20 protein-coding genes are annotated in these 17,382 nt (G+C 35.3%); 10 read left to right on the forward strand and 10 right to left on the reverse strand.

Annotated features, from left to right (window positions below; genetic code table 11):
• From VJJ26_02310 to VJJ26_02325, 4 genes are all read left to right on the forward strand, one after another.
• Positions 1-783 (forward strand): hypothetical protein (locus VJJ26_02310; GenBank protein ID HLC06999.1); only part of this gene is annotated, 783 nt, incomplete at its 5' end.
• Positions 784-900: 117 nt separating this feature from the next.
• Positions 901-1,572, forward strand: coding sequence for a hypothetical protein (locus VJJ26_02315; GenBank protein HLC07000.1), 672 nt, complete (start codon positions 901-903; stop codon positions 1,570-1,572).
• Positions 1,573-1,870: 298 nt separating this feature from the next.
• A complete protein-coding gene (locus VJJ26_02320; GenBank protein HLC07001.1) occupies positions 1,871-2,383 on the forward strand; it encodes a hypothetical protein in 513 nt (170 codons plus the stop codon).
• Positions 2,384-2,518: 135 nt separating this feature from the next.
• Positions 2,519-2,917: a hypothetical protein gene (locus VJJ26_02325; GenBank protein ID HLC07002.1), complete on the forward strand. Its 399-nt coding sequence runs from the start codon at positions 2,519-2,521 to the stop codon at positions 2,915-2,917.
• Here the strand turns inward: VJJ26_02325 and VJJ26_02330 are convergent.
• The 3 genes from VJJ26_02330 to VJJ26_02340 are packed head-to-tail and all read right to left on the reverse strand — an operon-like array spanning position 2,901 to position 5,564.
• A complete protein-coding gene (locus VJJ26_02330) occupies positions 2,901-4,082 on the reverse strand; it encodes a GNAT family N-acetyltransferase (GenBank protein HLC07003.1) in 1,182 nt (393 codons plus the stop codon). The genes VJJ26_02325 and VJJ26_02330 overlap by 17 nt on opposite strands.
• Before the next feature lie 15 nt (positions 4,083-4,097).
• Complete coding sequence (locus VJJ26_02335; GenBank protein HLC07004.1) at positions 4,098-4,586, reverse strand: hypothetical protein; 489 nt, start codon at positions 4,584-4,586, stop codon at positions 4,098-4,100.
• Between the two features lie 54 nt (positions 4,587-4,640).
• Positions 4,641-5,564 carry a phospholipase D-like domain-containing protein gene (locus VJJ26_02340; protein HLC07005.1) on the reverse strand — a complete coding sequence of 308 codons (924 nt, stop codon included), beginning with the start codon at positions 5,562-5,564 and terminating at the stop codon, positions 4,641-4,643.
• A gap of 324 nt (positions 5,565-5,888) precedes the next feature.
• Between VJJ26_02340 and rpmE the strand changes: the two genes are divergently transcribed.
• Both rpmE and prfA read left to right on the forward strand, forming a co-directional pair.
• Positions 5,889-6,092 (forward strand): 50S ribosomal protein L31, encoded by a 204-nt coding sequence (gene rpmE, locus VJJ26_02345; GenBank protein HLC07006.1) that lies wholly within the window; start codon positions 5,889-5,891, stop codon positions 6,090-6,092.
• Between the two features lie 6 nt (positions 6,093-6,098).
• Positions 6,099-7,166: a peptide chain release factor 1 gene (prfA, locus tag VJJ26_02350; GenBank protein ID HLC07007.1), complete on the forward strand. Its 1,068-nt coding sequence runs from the start codon at positions 6,099-6,101 to the stop codon at positions 7,164-7,166.
• Between the two features lie 19 nt (positions 7,167-7,185).
• On the opposite strand, the gene VJJ26_02355 is transcribed toward prfA, so the two are convergent.
• Entirely contained in the window at positions 7,186-7,857 is a 672-nt protein-coding gene (locus VJJ26_02355) for a hypothetical protein (protein ID HLC07008.1), read from the reverse strand.
• A 233-nt stretch (positions 7,858-8,090) separates the two neighbouring features.
• Between VJJ26_02355 and VJJ26_02360 the strand changes: the two genes are divergently transcribed.
• The 4 genes from VJJ26_02360 (at position 8,091) to ppsA (ending at position 13,020) form a co-directional block, all read left to right on the forward strand.
• Positions 8,091-8,651 carry a hypothetical protein gene (locus VJJ26_02360; protein ID HLC07009.1) on the forward strand — a complete coding sequence of 187 codons (561 nt, stop codon included), beginning with the start codon at positions 8,091-8,093 and terminating at the stop codon, positions 8,649-8,651.
• 146 nt (positions 8,652-8,797) lie between these two features.
• Positions 8,798-9,997, forward strand: a complete 1,200-nt coding sequence (locus VJJ26_02365) for a clostripain-related cysteine peptidase (GenBank protein ID HLC07010.1) — start codon at positions 8,798-8,800, stop codon at positions 9,995-9,997.
• Positions 9,998-10,077: 80 nt separating this feature from the next.
• A complete protein-coding gene (locus VJJ26_02370) occupies positions 10,078-10,620 on the forward strand; it encodes a hypothetical protein (protein HLC07011.1) in 543 nt (180 codons plus the stop codon).
• A gap of 15 nt (positions 10,621-10,635) precedes the next feature.
• A complete protein-coding gene (gene ppsA / locus VJJ26_02375) occupies positions 10,636-13,020 on the forward strand; it encodes a phosphoenolpyruvate synthase (protein ID HLC07012.1) in 2,385 nt (794 codons plus the stop codon).
• A 16-nt stretch (positions 13,021-13,036) separates the two neighbouring features.
• On the opposite strand, the gene VJJ26_02380 is transcribed toward ppsA, so the two are convergent.
• From VJJ26_02380 to VJJ26_02405, 6 genes are all read right to left on the reverse strand, one after another.
• Positions 13,037-13,555 carry a hypothetical protein gene (locus VJJ26_02380; protein ID HLC07013.1) on the reverse strand — a complete coding sequence of 173 codons (519 nt, stop codon included), beginning with the start codon at positions 13,553-13,555 and terminating at the stop codon, positions 13,037-13,039.
• Between the two features lie 29 nt (positions 13,556-13,584).
• Positions 13,585-15,117 (reverse strand): hypothetical protein, encoded by a 1,533-nt coding sequence (locus tag VJJ26_02385; protein ID HLC07014.1) that lies wholly within the window; start codon positions 15,115-15,117, stop codon positions 13,585-13,587.
• A gap of 346 nt (positions 15,118-15,463) precedes the next feature.
• Positions 15,464-15,781: a hypothetical protein gene (locus tag VJJ26_02390; GenBank protein ID HLC07015.1), complete on the reverse strand. Its 318-nt coding sequence runs from the start codon at positions 15,779-15,781 to the stop codon at positions 15,464-15,466.
• Positions 15,778-15,942, reverse strand: coding sequence for a hypothetical protein (locus VJJ26_02395; GenBank protein ID HLC07016.1), 165 nt, complete (start codon positions 15,940-15,942; stop codon positions 15,778-15,780). Before VJJ26_02395 ends, VJJ26_02390 begins: the two co-directional genes overlap by 4 nt.
• Positions 15,943-16,077: 135 nt before the next feature.
• Positions 16,078-16,680 (reverse strand): LysE family transporter, encoded by a 603-nt coding sequence (locus tag VJJ26_02400; GenBank protein HLC07017.1) that lies wholly within the window; start codon positions 16,678-16,680, stop codon positions 16,078-16,080.
• Between the two features lie 17 nt (positions 16,681-16,697).
• A partial coding sequence (locus tag VJJ26_02405; GenBank protein ID HLC07018.1) for an amidase occupies positions 16,698-17,382 on the reverse strand: 685 nt, incomplete at its 5' end.

Consider the following 17,382-nt stretch of genomic DNA (forward strand, 5'->3'; position numbering starts at 1 on the left):
GAAAGAGATGAACAACCAAAAGCTCATCATACAACGCATATTATAGGATTGCTTGGACTTCTTAAGATGGATCCTGCTGATATGGCGCCAGAAAAGGTTATGTTTGCTGCGCCAGAAAGAGCGATGATTGCTGTTGATCAACAAATTAGTCCTGTTTTAGCGCAAGGTAAAACATTAGCAGTAGTATTTTTGGGTGAAAATCGTCAAGCAACATTAATTGGTGGAAAACAACTTCCACGAGATATAACAAAGCATGGAAGACATCTTAGTTCAGAACCATTTAAAGTGTTACTCAGAAAACATCCGGAACTTGTGCTAATGGATTGTGGTGGCAAAGATAGTAGGGTTGCAATTGATGAAGATCAACAAAATCAATACATGGTGATTCCTGAAGAACAACAACCATTTGATACAATACTTGCACTTGCGCTTGCTATGAATGTTAACAAAAAGATTATCGGTTTTGGCGCTGATAATGGACCAACAAATGTACTTGCGCGTGCACTCAATAAAGCAGCTCAACGACGCATGGCATTGATTATTCCCAATGGAGGAAAAGAAACAGGTGAATATGATATGCGCATGGAGGGCGAAGGCTCTGTTTATACACAAATGATTTCGAACTGTTCCGTGTATAAATGTGAAACACCTGTTGATCAAACAGAGGTGATTGAAAAGGCATATCAGACTATGACTGATAAAGAGGTTGATCTTTTTCCACAAATAGCTGTATTTACGATAGGGAAAGAAGATTTGCACGGTAGAACATTATTTGCCCATTAAATTTATTCGATTTTAAGAACAAGAAAAAGGTACTGCAAAAAACAGTACCTTTTTCTTGTTCTTAGAGATAATATTTTGTGCTATATTTGCAGCAATTTTCTAACTAAGGAGTTGCATATGAAGCGGGTGTACGTACCATTAATTCTCTTGATCTTATTTTTTCAGAGTCAGCTATCTTTTTCAGAAGGTTTTGCAGCAGGCACTTTGGTAAAAATTCCTGACGGTTACAGCAAAATAGAAGATCTGCGCGTTGGTGATTGTGTTATTTGTTGTGATAAAGAAAAAAACTTTGTTGAGAGTTCTGTAGTATTTGTTGCCAAGCAATCCGTTACTCGATACATGCGCATTGCTATTGATAATGAACATTTGTGTGCTGCATGTGATCAGCAATTTTACAATGTAAAAGATGATGTATGGATTGTTGCGCCAAATTTAAAAGTTTTAGCCTCGCACAATATTACGGCAATATCTTTGGTAGAAAAAGCTGTTAATGTGTATCTTGTTGGTGTTGCAGAGCATCACAATTTTTTTGTTACAACAGCAGATATTTGCGCACATAATTTTTTTCCCGTTGTTTTAGCTGTCTCGGCTGTGTTTGGTGCTGGCGGAATAGAAATAGCAGGTGTTAGTTTTGGCTTAGCGGGCTTAGGAACATTTCTTGGGTATCAATGGCATAAGAAAAGTAAGCAGAAGCATAATGTTATAAAGCAGCCGCAGTTTTATGGCGGTGGGATGATGCCGGAGGACCCGGAAGATGAAAAGAGAAAGCAAAGAGATCAGGCAAGATAAGATTTTCAATCATTAACCAAGAAAGAAGCGCAGGAAATAGCAAAAGAGTTTGGTCATAAAAAAGTAAAAGATCATCCTTGTGGAAATACACGGAATCAGCCAGTTTTTTTCAACGGCAAAAATTATATTAGCCCAGATATCGATGGGCACAATGGGGGTTTATGGAAGGTTTTTGATCGTAGAGGAAATATATTGTATACGACTAGTCGTCGATTTGAAAAAATTGTGAAAGTTTATAAAAAGTAATCATTTAAATGTTGGGTTTATTATTGTTGCATAAATTACCGCGGGGATTGGAATGAAATTTTGTTGGCGAATAACCAAATATAATCCAAAGTATCGAAATGAGAATGGTGTTTTTTTAAACGATGAATGGTGTATATACTCCGAGATTGGGAAAACATTTAATAGTAATCGATTTGATTTTAAGGAATATGCTCGGATTGAAAAACTTTACATTGATGCAATAGAATTGTTTATGGAATGTCACAATATCGCATCTCTTCAAATTGATACATTAGAAAAAAAGAGAAAGTTAAAAAAGGATATTCATAATACTGATGATATGGTTCAAGTTTTTCAGAATGTTGAAGATGGTGACTGGGTAGAGCAAGCACACATAAAAGATCTTTGTAAGCTAATTTTACGTGATAAATTGTGGTATAAATTGAAATATAGTCGAAAAATGTTTGTACATTTTGGGTGGGATTTTTATATGTATATCGGTAGTTCGCTTGCTTGTGATAAGGCGATAACCGTAATTAAAGAAAGTGGATTGTTTGTAGAATTATTTAAATCTCCTTATGAGTAGACTTGCTATTTTCTTGATAAACTCGAGATCGTATAAAAGAAAGAGATTGTTTTTGTATGTATCGCCTAAAAGCTGTTAGTAAAAATCACAAATTAATATTAACGCATTAAAAAAGAAATGAATTTAAGCATTAAAATGATAGATAGAAAGCCTAAAAAATATGGTATTACGGGAAAAATAGTAATTGATGATTTTGTAGAACTTTTTGATTCTCCTTTGGATTGGTGGAGTATTGAAGATTATGAATTGCAATGGAAAGAAGGGCTTAAAAGATTATTAGATCATGATAATTCATGCTTGGTGGTAGCAATAAATGATCCTAATTGTTGTAAGTTTATAGAGTGGTGGAGGTTATATAAAGTTGGCAATAAGGTTTATATCAGAAACAGTATCATTATAGCTGACATTTATAATGAGTTCATAGGCGATAAGCAATTTACAGCACAAACGTGCTATGATTTTATTCCAGAACGTGGTTCTACTTACGATGAAGATGGGAGTAAAATATCGGAATGGGTTATTGATTGGAAGTAATCACTTTTTTTTCAAAATCGAGCGTGCCACAAAAGCAAGGTGTTTTTACATTCATTTTTCTTGTAGAAGCGGCTATGGAGGCAATGGTGGGGAATTTTTTATGAATAGATGCAATAAGCTTTTTACCGATGTCTTGTCTGCGGTAATCGGGGTTTATGCATACAATTTCCAGTGTTGCTCGGTGTTGTGGTTCTATTGAGAATAATGCCCATCCTGCAATTGTTGTATTGGTTTGTATTATTGCCAATAATTGATTGTTTGAGTGTGTAAATTTTTCTATAGATGTATCAAAAGCCGATACTATTTGAGGTTCTAGCTCGCAAGTATACTTTTTGTATGTTGCAGAAATTGCTTTTTTAAGTGTTGATAAAAGATCTTTTGTTGGTAAATAAAGGGATGGATTGCCTGATTCAAGAACATGAGTTTTGAGTAAAATAGATTGTGACCAGTGAATTTCAACACTTTTTTTCAAGAAACCTAATATGTTTTCAAAATCTGCATAGTTATCGAGTAAAGCAAGCAATGTAGCTCTATTCCACTGAGTATCTATAAATCGTACAAGGAGATACGATACAATAAATCCATCAAGTTCAGCAAATCCTTGATTATCTTCTTTATCAATGTTTTCTAATTGTTCCAATGACGGTAATATTTCCACGGTGTTTATAAATTTTTCAACTGATGCATCTGAAAAATAGTTGGCAAAATAAAGCGCAGTGCCTTGGTGTAACCAGCGTGGAATATTTGTGTGAGGATATTTATCAATAATAAATAATTCTGCAAGGTTTGTGTTATTTGCTTTTATAATACTGTCATATGAATGAGCAGGTCCTGGATTACAAGGAGTAACAATGGCATATGCATGTTCTTGTAGTTCTCCAACAACCCAATCTGACGCATTAGGGTAGTTAATTGCATAGTGAAAGGTGTGCAGATCAGGATATATTTTTACGGTGATTTGTGTGCTGTAATCATGTTGCAAATTTTCTGATAGTTGAGCGAAGAATTTTTCAGATTCTTCTAAAATTTCATCAGCAGCATCACATTCTGTTGGCAAGCATACAATTTTAAATTGTTGCGTTTCTCTATAGAAAGGTAATTCTTGTGTGCAGGTGGAAATGGAGACAGTAGTGAATATAATAATTGCGAGTGACATAATACGCATATAAAAATCCTTTTTTTACGAATAAATAACAATAAATGTCGCAATCACGTTAAGTACGAAAACCAAGTGAAAAATAACATGCAAAGTGTCTGGCGTTGGGTTGTTGCCAATTGTTGGTAAAAATGTGTGTGTTGTACCGTGACTTTTGTGTAAGTCTTCGACTTGCGAAGCAGGGAATCCAAAAAGATATGGTAACCACCAAGAGAACATAATACCGGTAAAAAATAAGAGATTACAGATTATTAAGTATGCTGCAGCATACGATGATATTGGTGTTGACCAATAATAGAGCAACAGTGCGGTGTAGATAATAAAAAATGGTGTGTTGATGATTGTCATTAAGATTTTGTTGCGTAGTGAACAGTGTTTGTTGAATGTTGCCAGATCATTCAGTGGATATATATCAATCCAGTCGTGTAGTGTGAGAAAAAGAGTGATGAGAGATGAGCACACAAGGCTTGTGTATTTACAGAGTTCTAATAGTGATACAGGTGTTAATGCCATGTAAAAGCTCCATAATGACTACCATCTATTATCAATTAATGATGATCATACCATCTATTTTGTTAGCATACAAATTGTGGGGAGTTTGTTGGGTTGATGAGGTTGCGGAATAGGGATAATATATTTTTTACTGCTATTTTTAATTTCTCCAAAACGTGCACGATATTGCTTAATCATTGCTATAATGTCGAAGATGTTTGCATCATCCCAGGAATGAGAATTGCCATGTGGTGTCGGATTATATGATCCTGTCCAGAGAAGACTTTGGTCGCATATATTGGAATCGAATATGAAAAATTTATGATGCATTTGTTCATACACTTTTTGTGGTGATAATACAGATATGCCACTGTCTATTAATGTTTTAACTGTGCAATAGTCCTTATCATTTCGGCCCTGTGATTGATCGGTAATTATCTCAACGGAAACACCACTTTTTGCCTTTTTAATGAGAGCTTTGGCAATGTTTGCGATCGTAATGTGATAACAGCATACGTGTATTCCGGTTTGTTCATTTTTAATTAACGCTATAAGTGCTTGATCTGGCTTTATGCGTAAGTCTTGTTGGTAGTTGCATAATGGTGCAGGAGTAAACATAACTTGTGGAAAGGTAAAATTGGGTAAGAATTTTAGTGCATAAAGATAGCGCGTTGTTTTTTGTATATTTTTGTATTCAGCATCGTATGAAAATTTTTCTTTGATTGCCACATTATCTGTTTGTTGTGCAATTACAGATCCCAGTTTGCGGACTTCGAAGATATTTTTCTTGAGTCCTTTTGCGGTTTTATGGAGTTCATTTTTTTGTTCTTTGCTGAGCTGACAAGCTTCTTCTGTAGATAATAATTTGCCAACGGCAATAGGGTCAAGACTGAAAATATTTTTTTTAATGTCGATTATCAGTTGATTTTCAGGAATTTCGAGGCATATCCTTTTTGCAGGAATAGTATCTTCCGGAGATTTCTCTGCAAGTCTTTTCATGCCGTAGATTTGGCATGGTGAAGTTATTATAAAAATTACATATATAATATTTCTAATAGGCGTACTAATGTTCATTTTTTTAATTCGGTTAAAAGGGAATAATTCTATATGTCTTTCTGTTAGTATTAATTATATAGCGATTTGAGTTATTTGCAAGAGATGGAAGCATTTGTAAAGACTAACTGGCTGTCTGTCCTTTACAAAAGGTCATTTTTGCGGTACTTTTAGGATATATTGGCGTGCCAGACGTAGCTTTACGCGTAGTTTGGCGGTATTAGTGTAGCCATTACATAGTATAAAAAACATAAAACGTTAAGGCCTTGTATGAGAAAAGATATACATCCAGAGCTCCATAACATTGTTGCACGCTGTGCATGTGGTAATTCATTTGAAACCCATTCAACCAATTCAGAGCTAAGAGTAACTATTTGCTCAAATTGCCATCCATTCTTTACTGGAGCGCAAAAATTTGTTGATACAGCTGGTCGTATTGATAAATTCAACAAAAAATATTCAAAAAAAGCATAATTTTTTATGGATATGACCGATCTGATCGTATTACAAAAAAGATATGACGATCTTACAAACGAGCTTGCTACCGTTACTGATAACACTAAACGAATAGTGTTACAGAAGGAGTTAGCTCGTCTTTTGCGTATTATTGATGCGCAGAAAGATCTTAATCGTGTTGATAAAGTAATAGCGGACACCAAAGATCAACTCAAGCATTCGCTTGAAGATGCCGAGATGGCCGAGCTTTTTAAGCTGGAGCTCCATGATTTGGGACTCAAAAGGTTAGCAAAAGAGCGTGCCCTTGAAGATTTGATGATTCCTTCTGATGAACATGATGAACGGTCAGTATTTATTGAAATACGTGCAGGAGCTGGTGGTCAAGAAGCAGCGTTGTTTGCTGCAGATTTACTCAGAATGTATACAAACTATGCATTGAAAAAAGGCTGGCGAGCAACGGTTGTGGATGAAAGCTTTACTGACATTGGCGGCATCCGTGATGTTACCTTGCATGTTGAAGGTCAAGGTGTTTACGGGCATCTCAAGTTTGAGGCTGGAGTCCATCGTGTTCAGCGTGTGCCAAAAACTGAAACGGCAGGACGTGTTCACACTTCAACAGCAACTGTCGCAGTGTTACCAGAAGCTGAAGAAGTTGATGTGAGTGTCAATCCAGCAGACTTGCGCATAGATGTGTTCCGTGCAAGCGGTGCCGGTGGTCAACATGTTAACACCACCGATTCAGCTGTTCGTATTACTCATATTCCTACTGGCGTGGTGGTTTCTTGCCAAGATGAGCGTTCTCAGCATAAAAATAAGGCTAAGGCGTTGAAGGTTTTGCAATCTCGTTTGCTTGCGTTCGAAAAAGAACGACATGCGGCAGAAATTGGAAAGCAACGCAAAGAAATGGTCGGTCGTGGTATGCGCGCTGAAAAAGTACGCACCTATAATTTTCCACAAAATCGTGTCACTGATCACAATGCCGATATAACACTCAAAAAACTTGATTATGTTATAGAAGGCGATCTTGATGAAATCATTGAAGCGCTACGTGCAATTGATCGCGAAGAAAGACGTAAGTTAGCCTTGCAGTAATCAAATATACGCAATGTTTCTAGTGAGTTGTTCTAGCAGATATTTTTTGTTTTTTTATCTCTTGTGACCAATTATAGCAATCATCATTATATTCTTTAAAAAGCTTTATCCTTTTTTTAAGAATAGAAACCAACGTAATTGTTTTTATGGTGTATTCTAGTAGTTGCTGTCCTCTGATTGTTAGTTGTAGAAAATTTTCTTTAAGATGAGCGGTTGACTCTGACTGTTTATGAGAGATGAGCTGTTTTTTGTGTCTGTTAATTTTTTTTAATTGATTCTTCACCGTTGCCAAATGTTTTTTAAGCACCCAAGAACTTTTAGCGAGTAATGAATGATAAGCTATAAACGGATATGATGTTTGTTGATTTTGTACAATTATTTCTTTTAATTCCCAATCACTTATCTGAACATCATGACAATGAAAATTATGATAATATTGAATATCTTGATGTATTTTTTTGTATATTGAGCGACAATTTTCAATACATTGTTCATGTGGTTGTGGGTAAGATTGATAATAATTATATGATATTTTTCCAAGAATAAGCGCAGTTACTGCTCCGATAATTAACCATGGCAATTGAGTTTCTGTACATGCATTGTACCAGGGTTTTTCTGTTGTGGTAGATGTATTAAAAAAAATACATAGGAGAAAAATGGATCCGATTTTTTTGGTAGAGGTTCCAGTCATATGTGCTGTCCCGCATAAGTGTTATCGTTTTATGGGATTAGTATAGCCCTGAAACTTCTTATTTGAGAAGTTTATCTTTTTTTTTGATTTCCAGGAAATAGGTTTTTTTGCCTGCTAAAGGGGTTATTGGGAGAATTTTTCAGCAACGAGCCTTTTGACTTTTTTGCATAATTGTATACTATTAAAAATAGAGCGGTTAATTATTATAAAATTTACAGAAAAAGGATCAATTTATGATGAACTCGAATATACGTGTAAAGTCAGCTTTATTAGCATTAACTATGATTATGGCAGTACCAACTCCAAGCCGAGCGGAAGTTCCAGCGGCTTCAGAAGTAAATAGTGTTGTCGTTTTTGCACAAAATAATCCATTGCTTGTTACTGCTTTGGTTGGTTTTATTTATGTAGTAAAAACTCGTCTTAAAACAAAACCAAGACAAGACTATAAGTTAGATCAATGGCGCGATGATCTTAAAAAACTACTAAATTCCTTCAATATTTTTGACACTAAATTATATGCGCAACTAGTGTATATTTTTGATAAATACGTTGTTGGAGCTGAGTTTAAGAGAGAAGAGACAACAACAAGAACTAAGAACGAAGATGGTTCGGTGTTTACTGTCAAAGGTACCAAAGTAGTCCAAAAACCATTCGGTGTGTATGGATATGTTGATGCGTATGTAGTCAAGCAAATGAAAGATACAGTTGATTTACTTCCAGTTGCAGCAGCATTTTATATATTGCTGAATAATCCGGATAAATCCCTTAAGAGTGCATTTACTGGCAATAAGTAATCGAGATAATTTTTAAGTGCTAAAGAAGGTTCGTTGAAAAACGAACCTTCTTTTTTGTGTGAATTTGCACAAAACTTGAAAAACTATAGTCGGTTTCTTTAGGATGTGGGTATTAATTTTTAATAACTTTATCTGAGGGAGCCGATATGAAGAAGAGATTGCTGAAGGGCTTACTTTTTGTAAGTGCTTCTTTTTTTGTTTTTGTAGCAGATGCTGCAGTAAAAAAACCGTGGACATTTTTAGTGTATTTAGCAGCGGCAAATGATTTAAATCCATTTGCTTCTTTAGATTTGCAAGAAATGATGAAGGTTGGTTCTAACGCGAATGTAAACATTATTGTGTATCTTACGTTGCATGAAGATTATGAACCAAAAGTGACTAAAAAACTCTACATCAACAAAGGCTCAATGACTCAAATTGGTGAAACAATGGTGCGTGATAGCGGTGATGTTACAACATTAGAAGAAGCATTACAATGGGCATGTATTGATTATCCTTCTGATCGTATTGCGGTAGTCATGTGGAATCATGGATCTGGTCCACTCAATAGATCTCCAATGATAATGCCTAGAGGTGTTTGTTACGATTATGATACTGATCATTATTTAACTGATCGTGATTGTTTACAGGCTTTTGCATGGGCTCGTGATCATTTACGAGGTGGTAAAAAATTTGATATCATAGCGTTTGATGCGTGTCTTTTGGCTTCTCTTGAGATGGCTTATACATTAGCATCATGTGCAAATTATATGGTAGCTTCAGAAGAAACTATTCCTGGTGATGGATATCAGTATGCGTATGTTTTAAATCAATTTGCGACCAAAAATTTGGATCCACTTTATTTTGCTAAACTTATAGTGAGTGCGTATAAGCAGGAATATGCAGGAACTCCGGATTTTACTTTATCAGCAACTGATTTAAACGCATTAAATCCACTGGTAGATAACTGTAATGCTGTTGCACAAATTTTGACATCACAATTAATGGGAAAAAATAAATCTGTGGTCAAAACTACGATAAGAAAATGTGCTAGCCTGAATAGTTGTCTTTCGTTTGATGATGGAATATATGTAGATCTTTGTCAGTTTTATAAGAACTTGCTCAAAAATATTGATGGATTAAAATTATCAAAATCGTTAGTGAATCAATTTAAACAAGTTTTAAATAATGGTATCAAGTTGTTTACGAAAATTATTAAAGCTAATGTTACAAGTACCAATTATAAGCAGGCCGGTGGACTTTCTATCTATTTTTCTCGCTATTCTATTGATCCTTCGTATTATGGTTTATACTGGACGGAAAATAATCCAAATTGGTTGAGCTTTTTAGAAGCTTATTTAGCATAAAAATAGATGAGAGCAGAACTACAAAAAAAGGGCGTTGAAGAGACGCCCTTTTTTTGTAATGTATCATTATTGAGGTAACAATGAAAAAGCATATAAAATTTTCGGGAATTATTTTTTTCTTACTGATAGGTTTGTGCTGTAGAACAGAAGGTGTAGCGAATATATGGCGTCGAGGAAAGGAGTGGCTAAAAAATCCATTCCAGTATATTAAATCGAAAGAAAAAGCGATTCTTGATAATCCTTATGCATCAACGGTAGCGCAGGTACGTCTTGGCAACAATTTGCATTCCGGCGAATTAGAATATCTAAAAAATCGTACACCTAAAGTACGGTCTGCTCTTGAAAAAATATTGGAAATATCTTTAGAAAATAAATATGTACCAAGTATAAGTGATCAGCGGCTATGGGAAGATAAAAAACGAGAAACAAAATGCAAAAAATATCATCGGATAGCAGGGTTCGATTTTGAACGTTGTATTAAATCAGGATTCTGTAACACTACCAATTTTCATTATAGTCTTCGAGAATCTCGGCAAGTGATGGATCAAGTGGAATTCAATGTAGTTGCTAATGAGAATGAGATTATTGATGCTATTCGTTGGGTTATAGAACAGAAATCATAAGTAAGAAGAGTTTGCATGAAATACATTAAATATTTTGAAGAAATTAGAATTGGTGATGTTGCGACAGTTGGTGGAAAAAATGCTTCTTTAGGTGAAATGATAACGCAGCTCAGTTCACAAGGAATTAGAATTCCTACCGGTTTTGCTGTGACTGCAGATGCATACTGGCACTATCTTAATGCAAATCAACTTGTTGAAAAAATGAAAACAATTATGAATACGTTGCAAGATGTGCATGATGTTAAACAGCTGCAAAAAATAGGATCAAAAATCCGTGAATTGATTGCGAATGGTACAATGCCAGATGATTTGGCACAAGAAATTACAACTGCATACCATAAACTTTCACAACACTATGGTGAAGATAAAACTGATGTTGCTGTGCGTTCTTCTGCAACTGCTGAGGATTTACCAACAGCATCATTTGCAGGGCAGCAAGACACGTTTTTGAATGTCTCTGGTGATGAACAATTGTTGGAAGCATGTAAAAAAAGTATGGCATCATTATTTAATGATCGTGCAATTGTGTACCGTGTTGAGCAAGGATTTGATCATTTTAAAGTGGCGCTTTCCATTGGTGTACAAAAAATGATCCGTTCGGATGAAGCAGTTTCTGGTGTTGCCTTTTCGCTTGACACAGAAAGTGGATTTAAAGATGTGGTGATGATTGAAGCATCATATGGGTTAGGTGAGTCAATTGTGCAAGGCTTGGTAACACCTGACGAATACATGGTACACAAACCAACACTCAATGATGGGTTTACACCCATCATTAAAAAGATGTGTGGGGATAAAAAAACAAAAATTGTGTATGCAAAAAATAATCATGAGAAAGTAGCAACAGTCGATGTTGCTGCAAAAGAACGTAATCTTTCTGCGTTGTCTGATCAAGAAATTATCGAATTGGCACAATTTGTTGTAGCAATTGAAACGCATTATTCGGAATTAAAAAAAAGTTGGTCACCAATGGATATTGAGTGGGCAAAAGATGGCAAAGATGGAAAATTATATATTGTACAAGCGCGACCAGAAACTATTTATGCAGGTAAAAAAGAGTTGGTGCTAAAACAATATATTGTAAATAAAGATGCGCAAAAAGAAGTAATTGTTACGGGCTTAAGTATTGGCCATAAGATTGTATCCGGTATTGCTCAAGTAGTAAAAAGCGCGCAGGACATTGCGCGTATAGGTGTTGGTGACATTATTGTTACACAAATGACTGATCCTGATTGGGTTCCTGTGATGAAGCGTGCAGCAGGAATTGTAACTGATCGTGGAGGTCGCACGTGTCATGCGGCAATCGTAAGTCGTGAGTTAGGCATTCCAGCAATTGTAGGAACAAAGTATGGTACAGAAAAAATAAAAAATGGTGAAACAATTACACTTGATTGCTCTGATGGTGCCACAGGTACAATTTATGAAGGAAAAGTGGAATATGAAATACATGAAACACCGCTTGGTGATATTCCAACACCGCCAGTTGCAGTAATGGTGAATATTGCTGATCCTGATAGCGCGTTCCAAACATCATTTTTACCAGTTTCTGGTGTGGGATTGGCACGTACTGAATTTATTATTACTAACTCCATAAAAATTCATCCAATGGCACTTATCCATTTTGATCGCATTGAAGACAAAAAGGTTCGTGATGAAATTGATGCGATAACTGCAGCATACACAAATAAAACAGATTTTTTTGTGGAACAGTTAGCGCAAGGTGTTGGAATGATCGCTGCAGCATTTTATCCAAAACCTGTTGTGGTACGCACGTCTGATTTTAAAAGTAATGAATATCGTAATTTACTTGGCGGTACCTATTTTGAGTTAGAAGAAGAAAATCCCATGATTGGGTTTCGTGGTGCATCGCGGTATTACCACGAGCGCTACAAAGAAGCGTTTGCGTTAGAATGCCAGGCCCTGGTACGTGTTCGTGAAACAATGGGACTTACAAATGTAAAAATTATGATTCCGTTCGTTCGCACTGTGCAAGAAGCGGAAAAAGTTGTGGACGCAATGAAAACATATGGTTTGGTGCAAGGTAAAAATGGGCTTGAATTAATTATGATGTGTGAAGTTCCATCAAACGTAATTTTGATTGAAGAATTTAGTAAGTTTTTTGATGGCTTTTCAATTGGTTCAAATGATTTAACGCAACTAGTGCTCGGGGTAGATCGTGATTCAACAATTATTGCACCACTATTTGATGAACGTGATGAAGCAGTCAAAAAAATGATGGCACTTGTGATTGAAGGTGCGCATAAAAGTGGAAAATATATTGGTATCTGTGGTCAGGCACCCTCTGATTATCCTGAGATTGCAGAATTTTTAATTGAAAAAGGTATTGATTCACTTTCGCTCAATGCGGATTCGGTAATTCCATTTTTGGTGGGGAAGAAATAAGAAATAGGCATTTTGGCTACTTAACGAAAATCATTCCTTCTTCTTCAAGTACCATATTTTTCATATGGATATAGCATAAGTTATTTTCATTATCAAAACCGAAAATAATGAGATCATTAATTACATGAAGAACTACGGTATTTGATGAAAAAATAATGGTAGTATTTTTTTTGCTTGTATATATTTCAAAATCGATTTTTTCATCTAGATGATAATACCCTTCTTGGTATTTCTCTATATAAGTTTCAAATAATGGAAGACCTATTTTTTTAGGAACATTAGTATGCATTATTGTTACATCTGGATCAACTTTGTGTCTAATAGTGTGGTGGAAAAAACTTACAATTTTATAAATAGCTCCTGTTGGATTTGACAAGCCTATTTGTACCAAAGAACTTTCTTTCCCGTAAGCATTCCAATAGCAAACACCGTCAGAAAAATTTGTTTTTTCAAACAAAAGTTTAATTGTGACGTAATAATCTGACTCATTGTATATTTTACTGGTATTTGAGGAAATATCTTTAAGTTTTAACATGTTATTATTCTTTCTTTATATTTTCTGATTTACCAATTTTGTGGTTTAAAATTTGCATGATAGATGGTTGGTAATAATCCTTCTTTTCTAGGCATGCCAAATCTAAGTTCCCAACAACCAATTGTAATCATTGTGTCATATTGTATGCCTTGAGATATGGCTTGTTCTACGGCAGATTTAAAGCTAGTAAGAAGTGCTTGACAGTTCATGGGCATATTATGTGTAATAATTTTTTTGTGTTGAGTTTTAATTTTGTCCTGGATATATTCTAGCATATGTTCAGTGCTATTCGGACACACCCAGAACTTTTGTTTTCCAACGGTAAGCTCAAATGATTTAGGAATTTTTGTACCTGGGTACATGAGATCCGTTGGTTTTATTTTTTCCCACACTGTCCCGATTCTTTTAGAAAGAACATTATTAATGTTAGGTAAAATTGGCTTAAGATTTTCGATATGATCAACCGCTTGTTTAAAAAGAGAATTATTATTTCTAATTACATTAATAGCTTTGGTTGGAATAGTAGGTGTGTGATCAATAACAAATGTCTTAAAGCCTTCAATTGAGAGAGATGATCCTTCATATATAGTTGTTGCTACTGGAGGGCGGGTGTTTATTTTGACTGGAATCATTTTCATCAAAATAAAATTGTTGAGAGCATGAAATGATAAGATTTGCAATATTGTTAACGTACTCCAGTGAGCGCCATTTTCAAGAAACTCTTGCCAAGACATATCTTTAATTTTTTTGTGTGCCTTCTTCAATTGCTCATACATAGTATTGGCGGTATCTTTTAAACGAATACTGTCTTTTTTCGCCAATGCAGAGAATGTATCAGGATGTTGAAGATACTCTGGTAACATTAAGAAAGTAGCCATATTTGGTTCAGTAAGAGACTCACAGCATAGATATCCGAGCTGCATTATCCCAGTAACAATTTCATGGCAATGCTGAAGAGAAAAAAATTCTCTTGTGCCTTGATGTATGCCTTTTCCAATACTGCAGGTTGAGTCATGTAGTGTTTTTATTCCTTGCGAAAGCATTTGAGTAACGACACGGCAGAAATCAGCAAGTTCAAACGCAAAATAGGGATCATTTTCAGTTTTTGCATAAGCTGCATAAAGATGCACTATGGGAGCTATGTGCAATATATGTTCATTTTCCGGAAAAGTACGTGTGAGTTGATGGATTATGTCACGAGTTTGATGTAATTCTTTGTGCAATTGGCAATCGAGATGAGTACCGTATGTGTTGCTGAACTCTAGAAAATAAATATCATCTACATTGAAAGTAGGAACCATAGATGTGTAGTCAAAACATCTACTTCCTTTTTCCTTAGTCATTTTGATTGCTTGTATGCGATCTTTTATTCTTTTATCATCTTCACTTGTTCGATTGGGATTGGAATTCCAATGTTTAATGAGAGATTCTAAATGTGCAACATTACTGACGTTTAATCTGGGATAAGTATCGTACTCATACAAATTATTAGCGATTATCCATGTGTGCGATAGTGAGATACAAAATAAGATGATAAGGGATAATCGTGATAAATGCTTCAAAACAATATCCATGTTGAGCTATATATTTTTGGTAAAGCGATTGTATTTCTTTAAAAGCGATCTTGATAATACCAAATAAACATACAATGTGCCACAAGGTATTGATTCGCTATCGCTCAATGCAGATTCTGTTATACCGTTTTTGATGGGGAAGAAATAAATTTAACCCTTCGATACACCACTACGTGGCACTCAGGGCGAGCGGAGGAGGATAGGTCATTTTGATAGTTTGTTGTTTTCTCCGCTCGTCCTGAGTGTTTTCTTACCCCATGTTCCATTCCATTTCACACGGGGACCCCGGCGTAGAGAAGCGAAGCTGGGGATGAAAAATGTATCGAAGGATGTATTATTTCTTACTCTGTAAATACTCAAAAGCAAGTTTGCGCAGGGCAACTTTTGGGTCATATGATGGATACGTGGATTTACCGCCTTGCAAAGCAATTTTTGTTGGTATAACAACAGTGTATGTATCGGCATTTTGTAAGTGGCAACATTCAATGCAATAGCCACCTTTTATTGTTTTACAAGGGCAGTCACATGCAACAGAATGCCATTCTTTATCATCAAAGTCCTCTTGCAAATTTTTTGTATTACTGAGGCAATTAACACTTGCAATAAGTGGGCAGGTGAATAGGATAATAATGAGAAGTGCTATTTTTTTCATTTTTCTTCCTTTTCTTCCGTCGTAGCAATATTATTTTCTATTTCGTATTGTTCAAAAAATGGTCGTTGGTCATCGGGTGAGAAATTATAGGGGCAGGAAAAAGTAGTGTGTACGCAAAGAATGTTTGCGTAAATGAAAAAAGAAAGGATATATTTTTTCATAATCCAACCCCTATTGTTCATGATATATACACCGAGATATCACTACTATATTACAATTGTTAAATTTCTAATTGCAATAATATTGTCTGGTTGGGTGAAAAAATGAGTAGGTATATACTTTTTAAAGAACTTTTTCTATTTAAATAACTCATGTAAGCCGAAAATAAAAATGATGATACTTGTAATATAATTTACATAGCGGAGTAGACGCATAGATGTTTTTTTATGTAACAAAGTATCCATAAAACATAATAAAAACCACCATATTGCTGCACCTAAAAACACTCCGATTACAAAACCAATAGAATCTTGAAGCTCGTTAATGTTAATATCGAATGCTATAAACAGTGCTATAAATTCTAGTATGGTGGAAAAATCTTTTAATGTTAAAAGAATAGTATAAAGGTAAATGTGTAATAATTTACCTGGTATGGGTTTAATGTCTTCTAAAGAGGAAGTTGAAAAAAGTCTTTCTACTCCCATATAACAAAAAAAAATACCGCTAATAATTGTGAGTGATAGTTCATGACTTGTTACAATACCGTCCATCATTTTTAAAACAACTGCGGCTAGGATTCCATACAGCATATCGGCAGTAGCAGCACCTAATCCTGCAATCAAACCAGGATTAACCCCATTTTTTGATGTTTCTTTGATGCATAAAAAACCTATAGCGCCTCCAGGAGCTGCCAGTGAGAAGCCTGATGCTATGCCTTTTATTAATAAATTGATTAACATGTTTCAATTTCGTCGTTTTAATTGTTCCCATAACCATGTGGCGTTTTTGTATGCCAATCAGTTTCTTGTTGATATGTATGACCAACTTGGTATAACAATTCTTCCGATAAAGCTGGTCCAACAATCTGCAATCCAATTGGTAAATTTTCTTTACTACTACCGCATGGTAGCGAAAGTGAAGTAATTCCTGCCAGGTTCATTGCACATGTAAAATAATCTTGTAGATCGAGTTGTAATTTATTATCAGCAAATGCACCAAACTTAAATGCAGGAGCAGGATGCACGGGCATTACTAACACATCAACATCTGCAAATGCTTGCGTAAATTCATGACGGATCAAGCGCTGTACTTTTTTTGCATTGTTATAAAATTGTCCTGCATGTCCAGCTGAAAGAACGTAGTTACCAACTAAAATACGTGCGCGTACTTCTTCGCCAAAACCATCGTGACGAGTTTGGCTGTACATTTTTCCCAAAGTAGTTGCTTTTTTATTACGCAATCCGTAACGAACGCCATCAAAGCGTGCCAAATTTGATGCAGCTTCTGCGCGACTTACAATAAAGTATGTTGCTGCAGCATAATCAAGAGATGGTAATGTAATGTGTTTAATGCTTGCACCATTTTTTTGAAATACTGCAAGTGCTTGCTCAATTGCGCGTATAATTTCAGGATCAATTCCTTCTGCGTGTAGTGCGTTAGTA

Source organism: Candidatus Babeliales bacterium (assembly GCA_035288105.1).
Lineage (GTDB): Bacteria > Babelota > Babeliae > Babelales > Vermiphilaceae > SOIL31.

What these genes read in the sequence shown, in the direction of transcription:
- VJJ26_02360 (HLC07009.1), top strand. Translation starts at nt 8,091, where the DNA reads ATGATGAACTCGAATATACGTGTAAAGTCAGCTTTATTAGCATTAACT.
- ppsA (HLC07012.1), top strand. Translation starts at nt 10,636, where the DNA reads ATGAAATACATTAAATATTTTGAAGAAATTAGAATTGGTGATGTTGCG.
- VJJ26_02340 (HLC07005.1), bottom strand. Translation starts at nt 5,564, where the DNA reads ATGAAAAGACTTGCAGAGAAATCTCCGGAAGATACTATTCCTGCAAAA.
- VJJ26_02400 (HLC07017.1), bottom strand. Translation starts at nt 16,680, where the DNA reads ATGTTAATCAATTTATTAATAAAAGGCATAGCATCAGGCTTCTCACTG.
- VJJ26_02395 (HLC07016.1), bottom strand. Translation starts at nt 15,942, where the DNA reads ATGAAAAAATATATCCTTTCTTTTTTCATTTACGCAAACATTCTTTGC.
- VJJ26_02355 (HLC07008.1), bottom strand. Translation starts at nt 7,857, where the DNA reads ATGACTGGAACCTCTACCAAAAAAATCGGATCCATTTTTCTCCTATGT.
- VJJ26_02365 (HLC07010.1), top strand. Translation starts at nt 8,798, where the DNA reads ATGAAGAAGAGATTGCTGAAGGGCTTACTTTTTGTAAGTGCTTCTTTT.
- rpmE (HLC07006.1), top strand. Translation starts at nt 5,889, where the DNA reads ATGAGAAAAGATATACATCCAGAGCTCCATAACATTGTTGCACGCTGT.
- VJJ26_02370 (HLC07011.1), top strand. Translation starts at nt 10,078, where the DNA reads ATGAAAAAGCATATAAAATTTTCGGGAATTATTTTTTTCTTACTGATA.
- VJJ26_02325 (HLC07002.1), top strand. Translation starts at nt 2,519, where the DNA reads ATGATAGATAGAAAGCCTAAAAAATATGGTATTACGGGAAAAATAGTA.
- VJJ26_02330 (HLC07003.1), bottom strand. Translation starts at nt 4,082, where the DNA reads ATGCGTATTATGTCACTCGCAATTATTATATTCACTACTGTCTCCATT.
- VJJ26_02320 (HLC07001.1), top strand. Translation starts at nt 1,871, where the DNA reads ATGAAATTTTGTTGGCGAATAACCAAATATAATCCAAAGTATCGAAAT.
- VJJ26_02315 (HLC07000.1), top strand. Translation starts at nt 901, where the DNA reads ATGAAGCGGGTGTACGTACCATTAATTCTCTTGATCTTATTTTTTCAG.
- VJJ26_02390 (HLC07015.1), bottom strand. Translation starts at nt 15,781, where the DNA reads ATGAAAAAAATAGCACTTCTCATTATTATCCTATTCACCTGCCCACTT.
- VJJ26_02335 (HLC07004.1), bottom strand. Translation starts at nt 4,586, where the DNA reads ATGGCATTAACACCTGTATCACTATTAGAACTCTGTAAATACACAAGC.
- prfA (HLC07007.1), top strand. Translation starts at nt 6,099, where the DNA reads ATGGATATGACCGATCTGATCGTATTACAAAAAAGATATGACGATCTT.
- VJJ26_02380 (HLC07013.1), bottom strand. Translation starts at nt 13,555, where the DNA reads ATGTTAAAACTTAAAGATATTTCCTCAAATACCAGTAAAATATACAAT.